General features: G+C 30.5%; 16 protein-coding genes and 1 pseudogene. 9 read left to right on the top strand and 8 right to left on the bottom strand.

Annotated features, from left to right (window positions below):
• Window positions 1-411: 411 nt before the first annotated feature.
• From KA856_RS13845 to KA856_RS04290, 6 genes and pseudogenes are all read right to left on the bottom strand, one after another.
• On the bottom strand, window positions 412-618 hold the full coding sequence (locus KA856_RS13845; protein WP_226957056.1) for a hypothetical protein: 207 nt from the start codon (window positions 616-618) through the stop codon (window positions 412-414).
• A complete protein-coding gene (locus KA856_RS13840; RefSeq protein WP_226957057.1) occupies window positions 609-830 on the bottom strand; it encodes a plasmid mobilization protein in 222 nt (73 codons plus the stop codon). The genes KA856_RS13845 and KA856_RS13840 overlap by 10 nt, the downstream gene beginning before the upstream one ends.
• A 1,165-nt stretch (window positions 831-1,995) precedes the next feature.
• Window positions 1,996-2,424 (bottom strand): Hsp20/alpha crystallin family protein, encoded by a 429-nt coding sequence (locus tag KA856_RS04305; protein ID WP_167708169.1) that lies wholly within the window; start codon window positions 2,422-2,424, stop codon window positions 1,996-1,998.
• Window positions 2,425-2,445: 21 nt separating this feature from the next.
• Window positions 2,446-2,613: a hypothetical protein gene (locus KA856_RS04300; RefSeq protein ID WP_154409710.1), complete on the bottom strand. Its 168-nt coding sequence runs from the start codon at window positions 2,611-2,613 to the stop codon at window positions 2,446-2,448.
• Window positions 2,614-3,225: 612 nt separating this feature from the next.
• Window positions 3,226-3,532 (bottom strand): annotated as a pseudogene (locus KA856_RS04295) (protein rep); the annotation flags it as partial.
• 13 nt (window positions 3,533-3,545) lie between these two features.
• The gene (locus tag KA856_RS04290; protein WP_154409711.1) at window positions 3,546-4,517 is read right to left on the bottom strand and encodes a replication initiator protein A; all 972 of its coding nucleotides are present in this window, start codon (window positions 4,515-4,517) and stop codon (window positions 3,546-3,548) included.
• Window positions 4,518-4,933: 416 nt separating this feature from the next.
• Here KA856_RS04290 and KA856_RS04285 point away from each other — a divergent pair, with 416 nt between their 5' ends.
• The 7 genes from KA856_RS04285 to KA856_RS04255 all read left to right on the top strand — a co-directional run bounded on the left by KA856_RS04285 (window position 4,934) and on the right by KA856_RS04255 (window position 15,241).
• Complete coding sequence (locus KA856_RS04285; RefSeq protein ID WP_154409712.1) at window positions 4,934-5,668, top strand: DUF536 domain-containing protein; 735 nt, start codon at window positions 4,934-4,936, stop codon at window positions 5,666-5,668.
• Window positions 5,669-5,892: 224 nt separating this feature from the next.
• The gene (locus KA856_RS04280) at window positions 5,893-8,679 is read left to right on the top strand and encodes a type I restriction endonuclease subunit R (RefSeq protein ID WP_210138515.1); all 2,787 of its coding nucleotides are present in this window, start codon (window positions 5,893-5,895) and stop codon (window positions 8,677-8,679) included.
• A gap of 97 nt (window positions 8,680-8,776) precedes the next feature.
• On the top strand, window positions 8,777-9,352 hold the full coding sequence (locus KA856_RS04275; RefSeq protein WP_002508614.1) for a restriction endonuclease subunit S: 576 nt from the start codon (window positions 8,777-8,779) through the stop codon (window positions 9,350-9,352).
• Window positions 9,353-10,909, top strand: coding sequence for a type I restriction-modification system subunit M (locus tag KA856_RS04270; protein ID WP_192945532.1), 1,557 nt, complete (start codon window positions 9,353-9,355; stop codon window positions 10,907-10,909).
• Window positions 10,902-12,107: a restriction endonuclease subunit S gene (locus KA856_RS04265; protein WP_192945531.1), complete on the top strand. Its 1,206-nt coding sequence runs from the start codon at window positions 10,902-10,904 to the stop codon at window positions 12,105-12,107. The genes KA856_RS04270 and KA856_RS04265 overlap by 8 nt, the downstream gene beginning before the upstream one ends.
• Window positions 12,108-12,746: 639 nt before the next feature.
• A complete protein-coding gene (locus KA856_RS04260; protein ID WP_069844430.1) occupies window positions 12,747-14,465 on the top strand; it encodes an ATP-dependent nuclease in 1,719 nt (572 codons plus the stop codon).
• A gap of 227 nt (window positions 14,466-14,692) precedes the next feature.
• A complete protein-coding gene (locus KA856_RS04255; RefSeq protein WP_001837446.1) occupies window positions 14,693-15,241 on the top strand; it encodes a recombinase family protein in 549 nt (182 codons plus the stop codon).
• A 168-nt stretch (window positions 15,242-15,409) separates the two neighbouring features.
• Here KA856_RS04255 and cstB read toward each other — a convergent pair whose 3' ends face one another.
• Window positions 15,410-16,744: a persulfide dioxygenase-sulfurtransferase CstB gene (gene cstB / locus KA856_RS04250; RefSeq protein ID WP_031863947.1), complete on the bottom strand. Its 1,335-nt coding sequence runs from the start codon at window positions 16,742-16,744 to the stop codon at window positions 15,410-15,412.
• A 30-nt stretch (window positions 16,745-16,774) separates the two neighbouring features.
• Window positions 16,775-17,842 carry a persulfide response sulfurtransferase CstA gene (cstA, locus tag KA856_RS04245; RefSeq protein WP_012816716.1) on the bottom strand — a complete coding sequence of 356 codons (1,068 nt, stop codon included), beginning with the start codon at window positions 17,840-17,842 and terminating at the stop codon, window positions 16,775-16,777.
• A 137-nt stretch (window positions 17,843-17,979) separates the two neighbouring features.
• Between cstA and cstR the strand changes: the two genes are divergently transcribed.
• Complete coding sequence (cstR, locus tag KA856_RS04240; RefSeq protein WP_031863946.1) at window positions 17,980-18,240, top strand: persulfide-sensing transcriptional repressor CstR; 261 nt, start codon at window positions 17,980-17,982, stop codon at window positions 18,238-18,240.
• On the top strand, window positions 18,240-18,995 hold the full coding sequence (locus KA856_RS04235; RefSeq protein WP_031863945.1) for a sulfite exporter TauE/SafE family protein: 756 nt from the start codon (window positions 18,240-18,242) through the stop codon (window positions 18,993-18,995). Before cstR ends, KA856_RS04235 begins: the two co-directional genes overlap by 1 nt.
• Window positions 18,996-19,120 lie beyond the last annotated feature (125 nt).

Below are 19,120 nucleotides of genomic sequence, written 5' to 3'. Positions count from 1 at the left end.
CTTTCACATTAATCATCCTTTTTAATTACTTAAATATCAAAAATTGTAAGTTGTTGTTGCTTTTGAGTTATTTTAAATGATTGATAATTTAATTCAGATGTTGAGCTATTTTTCTTCATTATCATCCAAATACTCAACAAAGTTTTATTATCATAATCTTCACCTAAAAACTCTTCGCAAAACCATCTCACATAATTAACAATAAAACTACCACCTTAATTTAAATTTTATGCGTATACGCCAATTTCTTCATAAGACTTGTTAGATAATAAATGTTGAACTAAAATATCAATTTGATTATAGAATTTATCGAGTGAGAAAGCCCTCGGTTTTAATCGTGTGAATGAGAACGAAAATTTCAAAATGTAATATAAATTATATTCGTATATTTTATATCTTTGAAAAATTAAATCAGTTTTCAAAAAAGGATTTAATAGCATCTTTCATCTCTTCTTTTAATTGTTCATCTCTCTTATATCCATTCAAATTAATATATTCCGCATCTTCTTGTACATACTGTAAGAACTTCTTAAACGTATCAATATAAGTTTTATAACTTTCACATTGTGCTTCTAAAAGTTCAACATCTTCTTTTGGTACGCTTATCTCTAAAGCCATTTCAAGTGTTTGTTTTTCTTTTTTAGCTGTTCAGTATATTCATCTGTGTTATAGACAACCGTAGGTTTGATACGATTGCCTAATGCTGCAAGCCGCGTATAAGCTGTTAGATTTAAATCTCTATCTTCTGCTAATGCTTTTACCTTTTTATATTCTTCTTCAGTTAAATTAATATTGATTGTTTTAGCTTTTCTATGACTTTTATTGGTCATTTTTAACCCCTCTGAAACTAATTAATTACTCATTTGTTCATCCGATAATATGGTTAGTAATCACTCAATATTTTTACAAAAAATAAACTAAGCAAATACTCATCTATTTTAACAAGTTATTAGCTTAGTAATTACTAATCAATTATATATTGAAATATTGATTGATTTTGGATGAACATAAGGAATCCTTTAGGGATTCTTTAGGGATTCCAAAGATTCCCTGTTGTGAAATCCCTTGCGCCCCAAAGGATAGAAGAATTGCTATTTTCCAAAGAAAATGCCATGTAAAATTTCATGGATTCCTTTGTGTCCGTCATTAAATATGATTCATAAATACCGTAATATCAGCATTTATATCTTTTAAGGATAAGTTTAGAGAACCCCAGCTATGCTGGGTGCCATGGCCATGGCATTGTTTCTCCTTATCCTGTTGTCCGGGATTCCTTTTAGATTCCCTGTAAATTTAACAAACGATTAAAATAATTTACACGATACAATGCGTAAGTCTTAGTTTGGTATTAATGTAACAGTTAAATAAACATTCATTAATAAAATGAAATTTATAGAATTAAAAAAGACTTAGAGAAAGTGAATTATAAACTCAAAATGATTCAATGGATAATATAGTAGTAGGTGAACATATCGTTAATGAAATGAGGATATAGCAAAAGTATGGTTAGGTTACAATCATATTTGTTAAAAGAGGTATAATGATGAATGTCTAAAAGGGTAAAAAAATAAAGCTCCTAACAGCATTAATCAATCTGTTAAGAGCTATTACATCACTAATTAAAGCGTTAATAAACTAAATTAACTTTTTAGGAGGAGTCTCCACTCCTCTTTCAATACATCTATATTATAACATTTTACTACCTTTAAAACTATTACGGTTGACTGAAATAATGAAACAATAAGTTCTATTATCAATATTAGATATCATTCTATCAATTTTATTAATGTGTTTAACACATCGATTCTATAAAATATGGTATAGATCGTTGAGACGCATTCTTTTTGTCATAAAAGTATTTAGATTCCATGCTAGAATATTAAAATGGATTAAATCAATCTCCCCATTATCGAGACAAGAAGAAATTCGTTTTTAACTCGTTGCTTAAAACCCTAAAAAAGAGATGTGAAAATATTTTCACATCTCTTTTTTATATTAATTGATATCTATGACTTTTCTTTGACTATTTTCTGTTTTTGGTAAATCTACAGATAAAATACCATCTTCAAATTTAGCCTCAATATTATCTTCATCTATATTATTAAGTGAATACATTCTCTTCACATTACTATAAGATCTTTCTTTTTGAATGACTTTACCTTCATCATCTTTTTCTTCATTTACCTGATTATTTTCAGCAGAAATTATTAGCGTACCATTTTCATAAGAAATATCTATTTGGTCTTTTGAAAATCCTGGAAGCTCTGCTTTTAATTCATATCTATCGTCTTTTTCACTAATATCAGTTTTTATACCTTGTTCATCAGGAAAATTACTAAAAAATTGTCTTCCAAAATCTCTAAACAATTCACTAGGTGTCATATCAAAATAATCTCTTCCAAATGGTTTTAAATCATAAGTCATAACGATCACTCCTTATAATATTTAACCTATTTTTTGATTCATATTTTTGACATAATCCAAATCATTTAAATACGCTTCCCAATTACTGTTGAATTCGAATTCAACAAAAGGGCTAAATTCAAATACACCATCAAAATTAGACATATTCTTAAAAGGAATTAGTTTTTTTGAATTTTTATCTAAATTCATATCAACCCCTCCCTACAAAGCATATAACTATTTTCACTATATATATAACATAAAGGTCAAAGTTGGTCAATAATTTTTGCTTTATTTCAATTGCTTTATTGACGTTGAGCCACGGAACCCTTAACAATCCCAAAACTTGTCAAATGGTCGGCGTAATAGCTCACGCTATGCCGACATTCGTCTACAAGTTTAGTTAAGGGTTCTTCTCGACATCAATAAATTTTTTCTGCATAAATGCGTGGTCTATTTATTTTTCTTCTCTCCAAAATAGTAAGATAAAAACACTCCTTTTTAAACAAACTTTATCACAAGAACGATTTAAATTTTAAATACCTTTATTTTGTATTTTAAGGGGCCGTTTTAAAGATTTAGGGGTAAATCATATAGTTTTATGCCTAAAAACGTATATAAGCTCTTAAAACGCAAATATGAGCCAAATAAATACATTCTCATTTCACAAATAAAAATTTGAGCAAAACCAGTGACTAATTTTTTAGACACTGCCCATTTACGCACAAAATTATTTTTTGCGTAAAAACTGGGCAACCATGCTGGTTGAACGCTATAGTTCCCGCAGGGGCAAAAAATCATAAAAAAACGCTAGCTTTTAAGCTAACGTTTCAAATTTTTCAAGTAATAATTTTGTTTTTCAAAATGCCAAATTGCCGTAATTGAATGTGCTTTTTCTTCTTCGTCTGTTGTTTTATCTTCGTCACTTGTATTAATCAAATTGCCATCTTCAGCATCATCTAAATTTAAAATTTTATGTTTTTGTTTAAGCAATCCACCATAACTCAACATACGTTTTCGGTCTAAACCTTTTTCTAAATCATTTACGATTTCTTGATTTTTTTTCGTCATCATCAGTTAAAAAATCAGATGACTTAACCGAGTATTATGAAGTCTCTTTGATTGCTGAAAGATCATTTGAATTATTGATTAAAGATATTATGTTTTTTAATGTTTTGACGTCGCATATACAGTGCATGAGTTTCTTCAAGTTCAGCTTTAATTGATTGCATTAGATACCCTTGCATAGTTTCAACCGTTTCATTTTTTTGTAGCAGCATCGCTTTAAATCGTTTTAAGACACTGACAAGTTCGAACTCCACGTCTTCTAAACGGTAATATGTATCATGAGCATTATTAAATGATTTTTTTCCTTTAAGTAAAACACTTTTAATAATACGAATTTCTCTAATTTCAAAATTACTTAAGTAATCTTTGATTTGTTGTGGCAATTCTTCAAGCACTTGGAATTTTAAGGCATCATTATTAAATTCAGTTTGTTGATGATTTGTATGATTTGAATGAATGTTTGTAGAAATATTGTTAGATGTATCATTCAAATCATTCGTATCATTGTTCTCAGTCTCTATATAATCAGTATTACTAAATTCAGTATCATTAGGGTCTAAGTTTTGGGATTCTGGAGTCCCATCATTTGGGATTCTGGAGTCCCATTGTTTGGGATTCTGGAGTCCCATTATTTGGGAGTCCATGATATCACTCGGTTCGTCATCGTTCGAAGTACTATTTTGTATTTCTTTTTCAATAGTTATATTCGTTTCTATTTCATGAAGATATAGTTTGTTCGGTCGATTAAACCCGGTTTTAACTTGTTCCAGTAAACCAACCTCTTGTAACTCTTTTTTTATTTTAGTTATTGTATTTTTACTTTTATCTAACACTTCTTGAAGATTTTCATTAGTAAAAATAAAGTATATATCTCCATTTTGATCTATCCAATTATTTTTAATAGATAAACTAACTCTATCATTAAGAATTGCATAGGTAACTTTAGCACTATCACTTAGCTTTTTATATTTTTCGTTGATAAATAAAACTTTATGCAGCATATAGAAATTTTGATTGGCTTGATTTTTTATATTTTTTCTAGGCATAATAAAAACCCCTTTCCTATTAAAGTTTTGGATAGAGGTAATAAAACATTACAAGAACACATAAATTTTCTGCTTGCACTTTGATGATATAGTTGTATATAATACAGATATCAAAAGATTTATAAACGTGCTGCAACGTTTTATCACCAAACCCCGACTATTACCAGTAGTTGGGGTTTTGTCATGTTAAGGTTATTATATCACTTTGAACAACCTTATAAAAGGGAAAATGCAGGCTTATCAAAGGTTTATAAAGGGTTCATAAACCTTTGATAAAAATCATCAACCCTTTATGAACCTTTGATGAAACGATTGACAGGAACCGTTTTTAATATTGTAATTACTTTATTATCAAGCTTTATGAGTTTATACTGTTTTATAAAGGGTTGATAAACATTTTATAAAGGGTTGATGATATGAGAAGCGTGAAAGCTTTGAGTGAAGAATTAGAAGTTAGTAAGCAAACAATTTTTAATAATATTAAAAGATTGAATATAGAAACAATAAAACAGGAAAACACTTCGTTTATTAAAGAAGATAGCGACATAGAAAAAATAGTTCAAAGAGTAAATGAAAATAAGAAGAAATATGGATTTGTAAATGTTGCTGAAAGTAAACAAAAAAAAGACCCAGATAATATTGACGTTGAATCTAAAACTGATGCTCAAATAGTGGAGATTCTTAAAAACCAGATTGATACTTTGAATAATCAAATTGAAAAGCAAGAAAGTCGTCATGAAACAACAATTGAATTTTACAGAAAAGAGTTGCAAGAAAGGTCGAAATTGCTTGAAAATCAACAAGTATTAGCATTAGAAAGTAATAAAAAGATTAAAAAATTAGAAGATCAATTAGAGGAAGAAAGACGACTTAATTATTCTTTTGATACGTCTGTTAATGAGAGACAAAATGTTAATGTACAAGAAGCAACATTTACTGGAGAGTCTAAAGATACTGATCAACAACAAGAATGGGAACAGCCTACAGAGGTGCAGCATAAAGATATACCTGAAGAGAAAGAGAATGAAAACCTCAATGAAGAACCATCCACAATAGACGATAAACAATTCGAAGAAATAGATAATGAATACGAAGATAAGGAAGAAAAACCACCTAAAAAAGGTTTCTGGAGTCGGTTGTTTGGTAATTAACACAATAAAAAGCGCTACAAGCTCATGAACTTGTAGTGCTTTTTTATGCTAGAAATTCTGATAATCATCGATTATGTAAATGATTCGTATAAGATAAACAATTATATATATCTTATAAAAAATAATAGCAATTATGGTGTTGAGCATCATTACTCACCATATATAGGCTTTCTTATATGTTATTATTTAGTTATATTAAAGATTGATAAGGTGGAGCGATTAAATTGGGATACCAAAGTGAATATGGTTTAGAAGAAAATGTGGTTAAACAGCTAGAAGATTTGGGGTATGAGCGTGTATCATTGCGCAATGAAGCACAATTGAAAGAGAATTTTAGAAATATTTTAAATGAAAGAAATGCAGATAAATTAGAAGGAACACCTATATCAGATAGTGAATTCAAACGTATCATGATTGATATCAGTGATAAAAGTGTATTTGAAAGTGCACAAATATTAAGAGATAAATATGTACTAGAACGTGATGACGAAACAAAAGTTTACCTTAGCTTAATGAATATAAAAAAGTGGTGTCAAAATACATTTCAAGTCACAAATCAGGTGAGCGTAAATGATACACACAAGAGTCGTTATGATGTAACCGTTTTAATTAACGGATTACCTTTGGTTCAAATTGAACTTAAACGTAGTGGCGTTGCGATTACAGAAGCTTTTAATCAAATTGAACGCTATCGTCGTCAAAACTATACGGGGCTATTTAGATTCATACAAATGTTTGTAGTGAGTAATAAAATGGAAACGCGCTACTACGCGAATAGCGATCAAAAAATCATGAAAAGTCATATGTTCTACTGGAGCGATGAAAAAAATGAGCGCATTAATGTGCTTAAAGATTTTATTGAATCTTTCTTAGAACCGTGCCATATTGCTAAAATGATTAGCCGTTATATGATTATTAATGAAACAGATAAAATATTAATGGCCTTGAGACCGTATCAAGTCTATGCAGTAGAAGCTTTATTAAATCGTGCTATAGAAACAAATAACAATGGTTATATTTGGCATACGACAGGGAGTGGTAAAACCCTCACATCGTTTAAAGCGAGTCAAATATTAGCGCAAGAACCAGATATTAAGAAAGTGATATTCTTAGTCGATCGCAAAGACCTAGATGGTCAAACTTTAGGGGAATTTAATAAGTTTGAGTCAGATTCTGTTGATAGGACGTTCAATACTAAAAAGTTACTCAAACAAATGGATGATCCTACACGGAAACTAATTGTTACGACGATTCAAAAAATGGATAATGCGATTAAATCAGGACATCCAGCCATGGAACGTTATAAAGAAGATAAAGTCGTTTTCATTATTGACGAATGCCATCGAACACAATTTGGTTCAATGCACCGTATCATCAGACAACATTTCGGAAACGCCCAATACTTTGGTTTTACGGGAACACCTAGATTTGAAGAGAATGCGAGTCAAGATGGACGCGCGACTGCGGATATTTTTGGAGAATGTCTACACCATTATCTAATCAAAGATGCGATTAGAGATGGTAACGTGCTAGGTTTTTCTGTTGAATATATGAATACGTTTGACCGTAGTGAAAAAATTACCGAAGATGGTTATGTTAATAAAATTAATGAAGCTGAAATATGGATGGCAGACGAACGTGTTCAAAAAGTAGCAGAACATATTATTGCGAATCATAATAAAAAAACACGTGATCAAATGTACACAGGGATGTTGACCGTTCAAAGTATTCCAATGGCGATTCAATATTATCGTGTTTTCCAAAAATTGAAGAAACAAGGTGTACATAACTTTAATATCACGACAATATTCAGTTATCAAGATAATGAAGCCATAGATGATACGATGGATGAACAAACAAGAAGAGATATATTAGAAGGTATTATTCAAACGTATAACGAGACCTTTGATAAAAATTTCTCAACGGATACGTTTGATGGTTACTTCAATGATGTATCAAATCGTGTCAAAAAAGGATTACCCGATCAAAAATTAGATATTCTTATCGTTGTCGATATGTTCTTAACAGGCTTTGATAGTAAAAAATTGAATACGTTATATGTTGATCGTAATTTACAGCATCATACGCTTATTCAAGCATACTCACGTACCAATCGTGTGGAAGAGCCAACGAAACCCTATGGAAATATTGTTGCTTATAGAAACTTAAAAGAAAAAACGGATGAGGCTATTGAGCTTTTCTCTAAAACAGACAATACAGATACGGTATTGAGCTTATCGTTCCAAGCGTACTTAACGAAATTCAAACAGGCTCTGATCGAACTATTTGAATTAGCTGAAACACCTCAAGCCGTAGACCAATTAGAAAGGGAAGAAGATCAGCGTGACTTTGTTATTGCATATCGCGAGTTAGCGAAGCATATGCAAAAGTTAAAAACGTTTGATGAATTTGCATTTGATAAGGAAACGTTAGGTATTGATGAACAAACATATGAAGATTATAAAGGTAAATATTTAGATATCTATGATAAAGTGATGCGACCTGATAAAGAAATTGTAGAGGGAGAATCTATATTAGACAATATTGATTTTAATATTGAGATTTTACGAAATGATTTGATTAATGTTCAGTATATTTTAGATTTATTAAATCAAATTGATTTAAGTGATACAGAACAACAAGAAAAAGACATTAAAGAGATTCGTAAAGTGCTTGATAAAGCTGATGATGACCAATTGAGATTGAAATCCGATTTAATTCGAACATTCTTAGATAAAGTCGTACCGAACTTAAATGAAGGTGATTCAATTGATGATGCTTATTATAATTATGAATCTAAAGTGAAGGTTGGAGAGCTAGAACAATTTTCTGAGGAAACAGATTATCCGCTAGAATTATTGAAATCGTTAGTTAAGGAATTTGAATTTAGTGGTCATTTAAATAATAACTTAATTGAAGAAGGCGTCTCTGGCGGTCTTTTAATACGTACTAAAAAAATAAAACGTGTGAAATCATTTATCAAAGACATGGTTAAAAAATATAGTGTTTAACGTAAAACAAGTGTAGTTTTTTAAAACTACACTTGTTTTTATTTTAAAGTCATGCTATATTTGTTTTGTAGAAAAACACAACTACAGGAGGTTTGGTATGTTAAAAGATTATGTTAATTATCAAAGTGGCACATTAATACAGCGCTTAGAAGTTGATGAGAGTGACCTGGGGAATCGTTATATGGTATATGATCAAAATATGTTAGATATAGATTTAGGGTTAACCATAGATGATACATATCAACCTAGAGTCATCAAATTAAAAGATACATCAAGAGCAACCGTTGTACGTAAAGATGATATTGTCATAAGTATGATGACAGGTGAGTGCACCTTAGTGAGCTCAAGACACGATGGTTCAATTTTACCTTATAACTATACAAAAATTGAAGTTACTTCAGACTTATTGGAACCTGCTTTTTTAGTCTATTGGTTTCAACTAGCCCCAGAAGTACAATCACAATATAAGCAATATATGCAGGGTGGCTCAACAATAAAAAAACTAACACATCAACAGTTAAAATCACTCTATATTACCTTACCTTCAATTGAACGACAACGGTTGATTGGGCAAATTGGTATTAAAGAAAAACAATTAAACGTATTAAAACAAAGACAAAGTCGATTAAAAAAGCAATTCTTATCTAACACTTTATTCAAGGAGGACAATTAAATGTCTATTACGGAAAAACAACGCCAACAACAAGCTGAATTACAAAAAAATCTATGGTCTATCGCTGATGACTTACGTGGCAATATGGATGCCAACGAGTTTAAAAACTATATCTTAGGTATGATTTTTTATCGTTTCTTAAGTGAAAAAATTGAAGAACAAGCACAAATACTCTTAGCTGAAGACAATATAGATTATGAAACTGCGATGGCAGATGAAGATTATAGACCCGTCTTAGAACAAGAATTTATTTCACGTATCGGCTATGTGATTGAACCACAATATCTATTTAGTCACTTAGTTAAAAAAATTGAGAAACAAGTTTTTGAAATGGAAGACCTGAGTAATGCGATTAAAAACATAGAAAATTCTACACGGGGTCATGATAGTGAAGATGACTTTATTCATCTATTTGATGATTTAGACCTTAATTCTTCACGTTTGGGTAACTCTAATGCTGCACGTACAAAATTGATTTCAAAAGTAATGATGAAGATATCTACATTACCTTTTGTTCATAGCGATATGGAGATTGATATGTTAGGTGATGCTTACGAGTACTTAATTGGTCAATTCGCAGCAAGTTCAGGTAAAAAGGCAGGCGAATTCTATACACCCCAACAAGTTTCAACGATTTTAGCTAAAATCGTAACAGCCAATAAAAAAGATATTAAGAGTGTTTATGACCCTACATGTGGATCGGGATCATTACTCCTTCGTGTCGGTCGTGAAGCCAATGTACGTCAATATTACGGTCAAGAGTACAATAGTACAACATACAACTTAGCACGTATGAACATGTTGTTACATGATGTAAACTACGCGAATTTTAAGATTGAAAATGGAGATACGATAGAAGATCCGGCCATTTCAGACGAACGTTTTGAGGCAGTAGTGGCGAATCCGCCTTATAGTGCGAAATGGAGTTCAGATCCACAATTCTTAGAAGACCCACGTTTTAGTAATTATGGCAAACTAGCTCCTAAATCAAAAGCAGATTTTGCATTTATTCAACATATGATCTATCACCTAGATGACAATGGCACAATGGCTGTCGTTTTACCACATGGTGTATTATTCCGTGGCGCAGCTGAAGGTGTCATTCGCGAATACTTAATTAAAGAAAAAAATTATTTAGACGCAGTGATTGGGTTACCGTCCAACTTATTTTTTGGGACATCGATACCAACAAGCATATTAGTATTTAAAAAATGTCGTGAAGAAGATAACAATGTATTGTTTATTGATGCATCGCAATCATTTGAAAAAGGTAAAAATCAAAACCATTTAACAACTGAAGATGTTGAAAAAATTGTTGAAACTTATAAAAATCGAGAAACATTAGATAAATATAGTTATGCGGCAAGTTTAGAAGAAATTGCAGAAAATGATTATAACCTTAATATCCCAAGATATGTCGATACATTTGAAGAAGAAGAACCTATTGATTTAGAACAAGTTCAAAAAGACTTAAATCAAATAGATGATGAAATTATCGAAGTAGAACAAGAAATTAATAATTACCTAAAAGAATTAGGAGTGTTAAAGCATGACTAAGGAAGTGAAGAATGTACCTGATTTAAGGTTTCCTGGGTTTGAAAATACTTGGGAGAAAAAAAAGTTTTTTGATATTTTAAAGTCTAAAGGAGAAGGTATTAAGAGAGGTCCTTTTGGCGGAGCACTTAAAAAAGAAATTTTTAAAAATAGTGGTTTTGCAATTTATGAGCAAAAAAATGCAATCTATGATAATCAACATTTTAGGTATTTTATAGACGAAGAAAAATATAATGAAATGATAGGCTTTGCAGTTAAGCAAGGCGATATAATTATGAGTTGTTCTGGTACTATAGGAAAACTATCATTAATACCAGAGGATGCTAAGATTGGAATTATTAATCAAGCATTAATACGTTTTAGAACAAATAATACTATATTAAACACTTATTTTTTAATATATATGAGAAGTCAATATATGCAAAAGAAAATACTCGAATCAAACCCTGGATCAGCGATTACAAATTTAATCCCAGTTAAAGAATTAAAATTATTGAATTTCCCTTTGCCTAATATAAATGAACAAAAAAAGTTAGGAAGTTTTTTCTGCAAACTCGACCGCCAAATTGAACTCGAAGAACAAAAGTTAGCGAAATTAGAAGAACAGAAAAAGGGATATATGCAACAAATATTCTCACAACAACTTCGATTTAAAGATGAGAATGGAAATGAATATCCAGAGTGGGAAGAGAAGACTATTAAAGATGTTTATAAAGTAACTAGAGGTTATGTCTTAGCAAGAAAATTAATGAGTGATAACCCAAACAGTATTAACAAATACCCAGTATATTCATCTCAAACAAGTAATAATGGATTGATGGGTTATTATTCAGATTACTTATATCAAGATGCCATAACTTGGACAACAGATGGTGCAAATGCAGGGAGTGTAAGTTTTAGACAAGGAAAATTCTATTGTACAAATGTTTGTGGAGTTTTATTAAATGAATTAGGAAATTCAAATGTGTGTATGGCAGAAATGCTTAATAATATAGCTTTCAAATATGTATCTAAGGTTGGTAACCCTAAATTAATGAATAACGTTATGGCGATGATTAAATTAAAATTCCCTTGTTTAGAAGAACAACAAGTAATTTCTAATTTTTTGAATGTCTTTAGTGAAGTTATAGATAATCAAAACAAAAAAGTAGAATTACTAAAAAAACGTAAAGAAGGATTATTACAGAAAATGTTTGTTTGATTCTGATAATGTCCTATTATGTTAACTACTTCAACTCAAATACCAATTTCTCAATATTTGAGGGAGGCAGCATGATACTATATTTTTTTGTAATCGATTTTTGATCTAATAACAATATCTTGTTTTAAATTCATATAATCACTTTATTAACAAATATTCTTCACTACCTTTTTTAGCTTTAATATAAAGCATATACGGTTCTGGATCATCAGATTGATCTATATCTTTTTGATTTTATAGACATTTTTCTTTCATTCTGAAATTTAATTTTTGAGTTTTATTATCATTATCTGTTTGAAACAACATACTTGCTGGTTTAGGATAGATTTTCAATTTTTGTTGTCGCCTAGATTCTCATATTCTTTATCTTTTTTAATTTTTATGGTGATAGTGGAGGCGGAGATTTAATTAATGAATTTCCTGAAGCGATCTATCTCGTAGTAGCGTTAATATTATCAATCATCAATTACTTCTCTGTAAAAAAGAAATATACGTCGTAAGACGCTAACTAACGAATTTGAGAAAGTGAACTAATCGTGTTTAATTCACTCTATAAAAAATGTCCTAATTATTAATCTAATAACGTTAAGATGAAGCTTCAACACTGTAAATAAAATAAGAATTAGAAAGGAGACTTTTATGATTATAAGTAAAGTGTATATTAAAAATTTTAGAAGTATTAATGAAGTTAAATTAGAGTTATCAAATTATAGTGTGATTTTTGGAAAAAACAATGAGGGTAAATCTAACATTATGAGAGCTATTTATAGAGGTTGGACTTTACTTGAAGATTTTTCTAATCATAATCACAATGCTGTTCGTTTAAGACATAATAAAAATGGTTTTAAAATAAGAACTAGAGGAAATTTAATTTCAAATACTAGTAAAGAAGTAGAAGATGATATAACCAAAGACTCGGACGATAAAAATAATTTAATCCAAATTGGTTACTATTTTGATTTAAGTGATGAAGAATATATAGAAATTAATAAATCTATGAATAGTAAGACTAAAATTACCAAAAAAATTTATGTAGAAATTCAATATGATGATTCTTTATTTTATAAATGCAGAGTTAAGCTAAATAGTAATGGGAACTTTTTAAGTTCACCCAAAAACATACTTGCCAGCATTATTTTTATACAAAAAAAATTTGATATTGATTATATCCCTTCAATTAGAACAGAAGAAACAGCTACTGAAATTGTCCAAAATGCAGTTAAAGAGAGGCTGAAAGACCTAACGTTAAGAGATGAATACAATGAAGCAATCAATTTAATAAATCAATTACAAGATCAGGAATTAAAAAAAATAGCTTCACAAATTGAACCTGATTTAAAAAGGTATTTAAAAAATATAAAATCAGTAGAAGTAGTTTCTCTTAGAAGCGATAGGCCATTAATTAGGTATGGATATTCAAATGATATTGATATCAATATTAACGATGGTAGACTAACTAGTATTAAAAATAAAGGAGATGGGATAAAAAGTTTAATTGCTCTCTCAATTCTACAAACTAGTGAATCAAATAATAGGTTATTAATGATCGATGAACCTGAATCTCATTTGCATTCTGGGGCGATAAGAGAACTTAAGAGTAAAATTATGAGCGATACATTAAACCACCAGACATTAATATGTTCACATCATCAAATTTTTGTAGATAGAAACACAATTAAAAATAATAAGTTACTTAACGGAGGGAAAATAAATGAAAAAATAGATATTAGGAAAATCAGACAAGAATTAGGTGTTTCACTTGGAGAGAATTTATTGAGTGCAGAAATAGTACTATTGGTAGAAGGTGAAACGGACAAATCAATAATAGAAATGTATATTAAAAATAAAAGAACGGATTTACAAAATTTATTAGAAGAAGGAATTTTTATTATAGATTCTGTCAGAGGTGTTTCAAAAATTGATCAAAAAATTTCTGTTTATGAGTCAGGACTTTGCAACGTCGTTGCGTTGTTAGATAATGATGAAGCAGTTAAATCAAATAAAACTAAAATTAACTTAGACAAATCAAATTATTTTTTAGTTCCTACATTCAATAAAAATGAAAGTGAAATTGAAGATATCTTTGAAAAAGATTTTATTTTCAAAGTCGTGGATGAACAATTTGGATTGAACAATTCATATGACAAAAAAAGAATGGGCAAAAAGAAATTTACAAATGGTCTAAAAGCTATATTACATAATAAAGGTAAAATTTTTGAAAAGGAAGAAGAAGAACAATTTAAATGGAGAGTAATTAGTCGCTTGAAAGAAGAAGAAAATTTACCTATAAACCCAATTTATAATGAATTTTTAGAAAGTGTTTGTGATAGAATATCTGCTTTGTATTTTAAAAAGTAAAAGAAAAATCGACTACTAATAATGGTTCGTTTTTGACACAAAACCTCTTAACTTAATATTAAGAGGTTTTTCTTGGATATTTAAGTCTATAAACTTGTGTTATAATCAATGTATCATAAATATCAAAAATCATGAGTTTTTAGACGATGAGAGACGCGTTTATTTGCATCGAGAACTAGATTTCATTAGTAAGTACTCATAAAACGATTAAAAGAGGTGGTATTCAAATGGCTAAAATTGGTTATGCACGTGTATCAACACAAGATCAAAGTCTTGATGGACAGATTGATACACTTGAGGAATATGGTTGTGAACGTATCTTTAGCGAGAAAGCGAGTGGTCGCAAAACGAAAAGAACGGAACTTGATAAGTGTTTGGATTATTTACGGGAAGGAGATATTCTAGTTATCTATAAACTAGATCGTCTTGGACGTACAACGAAACAATTAATTGAGTTATCCCAATGGTTCGATGAAAACAGCATTGATTTACATATTATTGATATGAATGTATCAACGAAAGATGCGATGGGCAAGATGTTCTTTACTATGATGAGTGCATTCGCTGAACTTGAAGCTAACTTATTAAGTGAACGTACGAAAAAAGGATTAGAAGCAGCACGAGCAAGAGGGCGAAAAGGCGGGAGGCCTTCATTACCTGACCATAAGAAAAGAGAAATTAAGTTTCTATACGATGAGCAAAAACTTACAGGAGAAGAAATTGCTAAACAAACAGGTGTAAGTCGTTCTACAGTATATAGGATGCTTAAAGATTAAACTCTATGAAAAAATATATTACTTAAGGCTCTTATAGGTGTATCTAAATCATTTTATGAACATTGATTTTATGTTGAGTTTTTGAACATATTATATACTGATATTCATAGATTTTGGATTATGAAGAAAGAGTGTACAGAAAACAGTTATTTTCTGTACACTCTTAAATTATTTTAATGATTCTGGAAAATCTTGATAGCCTTCTCTAATATTTACGACATTTTCAAATCCTTTGTTTTCTAAGATACCCACGGCGATTGAACTTCTAACACCTGACTGACAATGTACGTATATTTTATCCTCTTTATTAAATGGAATATTTTCATTTAATAATTTACCATGCGGAATATTGACTGCTTGATCTAAGTGCCCATTATTCCACTCTTCTTCATTACGTACGTCAAGTATATATTCTTCTTTACCAGTCATATCAACGCTATGGATGGATTGGGTTAAAATTTCTGATTTTGGTAAACGATAACCTGCTACATTATCAAATCCAATTAATTGTAAAGTATGCGCTGCTTGTTCAACGGTAGATTTATCACCAATTAAATCTATACTATTTTCATAGTCTAAATACCAACCGATTTGGTTAATAAAGTTTTTGTTGTAAGGAATATTGATTGTCCCTTTAGTATGACCACCATGAAAGGCTTCTTTGCTACGAAGATCAAATGCTATTCTTTCATTGCTTAAACTAGGATAAACATTGTATGGTTGATATAATTCCATACCAAATTGGTTAATTTTTTTCATTTGTGTAAAATGATGTGGTGGCGCTGGTTGATTTGATGTTAATGTTTCAATGAATTTAATTTCATCAGTTTCACTAAATGCCCAGTTATTTATTTTTTCATAACCTAGCGTAGACATTGGTACGGCGCCTAATGCTTTACCACAAGGACTTCCAGCACCGTGGCCTGGCCAAATTTGAATATAATCTGGTAAATCTTTAACACTTTCTATAGATTGATACATTTGTTTCGCACTAACTTCTGTAGAACCTTCGACTTGAACTGATTTTTCTAGTAAATCGGGTCTACCGATATCACCAACAAAAATAAAGTCACCACTAAATAAACCCATTGGAACACTTGAGCCGCCACCTTCATCCGTGAGTAAGAAACTAATACTCTCTGGGGTATGACCAGGTGTATGCAATACTTCTAATTTAATGTTACCTACATGAATAATATCTTGATGTTTAACAAAATGTGTTTGTTCTGGCATATTACGATAACTTAATTCATCGTCACCTTCGCCAGATACATATACGTTTGCATTTAATTGTTCTGCCACATCTCTAATGCCTGAAGCAAAATCAGCGTGGATATGGGTTTCTGCAGCTTGTGTAATTGTAAAACCTTCGCTATCTGCAACTTCCATATATTTTGTTAAGTCACGTACAGGGTCAATTATTATTGCCTCTCCTGTGCGTTGACAGCCAACTAAATAAGATGCTTGAGATAAATTGTTATCGTAAAATTGTTTAAAAAACATATAAAGAACTCCTTATTTTAATAGATTTAATTAAATAAATAAATTATGACTCGCGTTTTCAGTATCACCTATATAAGTGCCTACACCGCCGTACTCAACTTCGTCTCTTAATTCTTCTTTCTTAATGCCCATGACATCCATGCTCATCGTACATGCGATTAATTTGATATCTTGGTCGATTGCTTGGTCGATAAGTGATGGTAATGAATCAACATTTTTCTTTTTCATTACGTAGCGCATCATGATATTACCTAAACCGAACATATTCATTTTAGAGAGTGGCATTTTCAAGGGTGTTTTTGGCAACATAAAATCAAACATTTTTGCGATACCTTTCTTTTTAACGTTAGCTGTTTGCGCTTTTTTCAACGCGTTAAGTCCCCAGAAAGTGAAAAAGATGGTTACATCTCTTCCTGCAGCTTTAGCACCATTCGCAATAATCATTGCTGCCACTGCTTTATCTAATTCTCCACTAAATAGTACAATTGTAGTGCCTTTAGACGTATGACTCACTTCTAAATCTTTGGGTTGTTCTTTTTGAATAATCGCTTTAATTTCATTGTCACCCCCATCAAGTTTTACTAATGTGTGTCCCGTTTGTTTCGCCCAGCTTTTAATATCACTTGCGAATCCTGGATCTGTGACTGTAACCTCAATTTGGTCACCTTCTTGAATATTTTTTACTTCTTTACTGATATTTACAATAGGGCCTGGACATTGAAGACCACTATAGTTTAATTGTTTACGCTCTGCTTTAATTTCTACATTTGTGTTTTCTTCTTTTGTATCATCGCTGACGTTTTTTTCTTCATAAGCTTTATAGCCGCCGTCTAAATTTACAACGTCATAACCTTGTTCAGCTAAATATTTACTAGCTTTAGCACTTCTGTTACCACTTTTACAGTGTACATAATAGGTTTTATTTTTGTCTTTATTGAACGACTCAATCTCATCTACAGGATGCAGTGTGGAACCATTGATGTGCCCCAATTCATATTCTTCTTGTGTTCTTACATCAATCAATTGACCTTGAGAAGTTAATTTTTCTAATTCTGATTTACTTAAATCATTAATATGTTTTTCATTATATTGTTTCATAATAACCTCCTATTAAATACCTATAAGGGTATGTTAAAAGATATAACTCTTTTTGTCAAATACCCCCGCACGTATTTGACAAACTTGTTTTAATTTACTATTATGACTGTATTCAATTAAAAGTGGAGGAAATTACTATGAATTATGATAAAAACATGATCAATCGTATTAATAGAGTACAAGGGCAATTAAATGGCGTTGTAAAAATGATGGAAGAAGAAAAGCATTGTAAAGATGTGATTACGCAACTTAGTGCTTCAAAAAGTTCATTACAAAGATTAATGGGGATTATTATTAGCGAAAATTTAATTGAATGCGTCAATTCAGCTGATGACAACAATGAAGATTCACAAGAAATCATTAATGAAGCTGTTAACTTATTGGTGAAAAGTAAATAATGGATATTATAAATATTATCATTATGTTGCTCATCGGAGTGTTCGGAGGATTTATATCTGGTCTAGTAGGTATAGGTGGCGCTATTATTATTTACCCAGCCATTTTATTGTTACCGCCACTATTTGGGGCTCCTGCATATAGCGCGTATATCGCATCAGGACTTACTTCTAGCCAAGTCTTTTTCAGTACCTTAAGTGGCTCTTTGAAAGCAAGAAAAAAACCAGAATTCTCACCCCAGTTGGTCCTTTATATGGGAGGAGGTATGATTATAGGGAGCATGTTAGGGGCTTTGCTAGCAAATTTATTTGATGCTACATTTGTAAATATGGTGTATATTATCATTGCTTTACTTGCATTAATATTAATGTTTATTAACGTAAAACCTAGTTCAGACCAATCTTCCTTTAATAAGCCTTTATTGGTTATTGTGGGTCTTTTCGTTGGCATCATTTCGGGTATAGTTGGAGCAGGCGGCGCCTTTATTATTATTCCTATATTATTAGTTTTATTCAAATTACCAATGAATACGGTGGTTGCTAATAGTATAGTAATTGCTTTTATATCTTCAATTGGCGCCTTTATCATTAAACTTATACAAGGTTACATTCCTTTAGAAGATGCGTTATTTTTAATAATAGGGAGTATTATTTTCGCTCCGTTAGGTTTAAAATTAGGTAAAAAAGTCCCTAGTTTTGTACAAAAGTGGATCATCAGTATTTTAATTATTATTGCGATTATTCAAATTGTTTTATAAATAAGAAAGAGAAGTACAACTAATATTTGTACTTCTCTTTCTTATTTATAAAGTTAAAAAATTCTCATATAGCAAGTAAATTGACATGCTACATTCGTTTGTATGATTAGGGTGTATGAGAAAGG

Source organism: Staphylococcus sp. GDB9P120P (assembly GCF_017893435.1).
GTDB lineage: Bacteria > Bacillota > Bacilli > Staphylococcales > Staphylococcaceae > Staphylococcus > Staphylococcus cohnii.
This window is presented reverse-complemented; position numbering and strand designations above follow the sequence as displayed.

Excerpts from the sequence above, each read along its gene's own strand:
- KA856_RS04300 (WP_154409710.1), bottom strand. The coding sequence starts at position 2,613 with ATGAATTTAGATAAAAATTCAAAAAAACTAATTCCTTTTAAGAATATG.
- cstA (WP_012816716.1), bottom strand. The coding sequence starts at position 17,842 with ATGAAACAATATAATGAAAAACATATTAATGATTTAAGTAAATCAGAA.
- KA856_RS13845 (WP_226957056.1), bottom strand. The coding sequence starts at position 618 with ATGGCTTTAGAGATAAGCGTACCAAAAGAAGATGTTGAACTTTTAGAA.
- KA856_RS04275 (WP_002508614.1), top strand. The coding sequence starts at position 8,777 with ATGTTAAAAGATTATGTTAATTATCAAAGTGGCACATTAATACAGCGC.
- KA856_RS04255 (WP_001837446.1), top strand. The coding sequence starts at position 14,693 with ATGGCTAAAATTGGTTATGCACGTGTATCAACACAAGATCAAAGTCTT.
- cstB (WP_031863947.1), bottom strand. The coding sequence starts at position 16,744 with ATGTTTTTTAAACAATTTTACGATAACAATTTATCTCAAGCATCTTAT.
- KA856_RS04265 (WP_192945531.1), top strand. The coding sequence starts at position 10,902 with ATGACTAAGGAAGTGAAGAATGTACCTGATTTAAGGTTTCCTGGGTTT.
- KA856_RS04235 (WP_031863945.1), top strand. The coding sequence starts at position 18,240 with ATGGATATTATAAATATTATCATTATGTTGCTCATCGGAGTGTTCGGA.
- KA856_RS04305 (WP_167708169.1), bottom strand. The coding sequence starts at position 2,424 with ATGACTTATGATTTAAAACCATTTGGAAGAGATTATTTTGATATGACA.
- KA856_RS04270 (WP_192945532.1), top strand. The coding sequence starts at position 9,353 with ATGTCTATTACGGAAAAACAACGCCAACAACAAGCTGAATTACAAAAA.
- KA856_RS04290 (WP_154409711.1), bottom strand. The coding sequence starts at position 4,517 with ATGCCTAGAAAAAATATAAAAAATCAAGCCAATCAAAATTTCTATATG.
- cstR (WP_031863946.1), top strand. The coding sequence starts at position 17,980 with ATGAATTATGATAAAAACATGATCAATCGTATTAATAGAGTACAAGGG.
- KA856_RS04285 (WP_154409712.1), top strand. The coding sequence starts at position 4,934 with ATGAGAAGCGTGAAAGCTTTGAGTGAAGAATTAGAAGTTAGTAAGCAA.
- KA856_RS13840 (WP_226957057.1), bottom strand. The coding sequence starts at position 830 with ATGACCAATAAAAGTCATAGAAAAGCTAAAACAATCAATATTAATTTA.
- KA856_RS04260 (WP_069844430.1), top strand. The coding sequence starts at position 12,747 with ATGATTATAAGTAAAGTGTATATTAAAAATTTTAGAAGTATTAATGAA.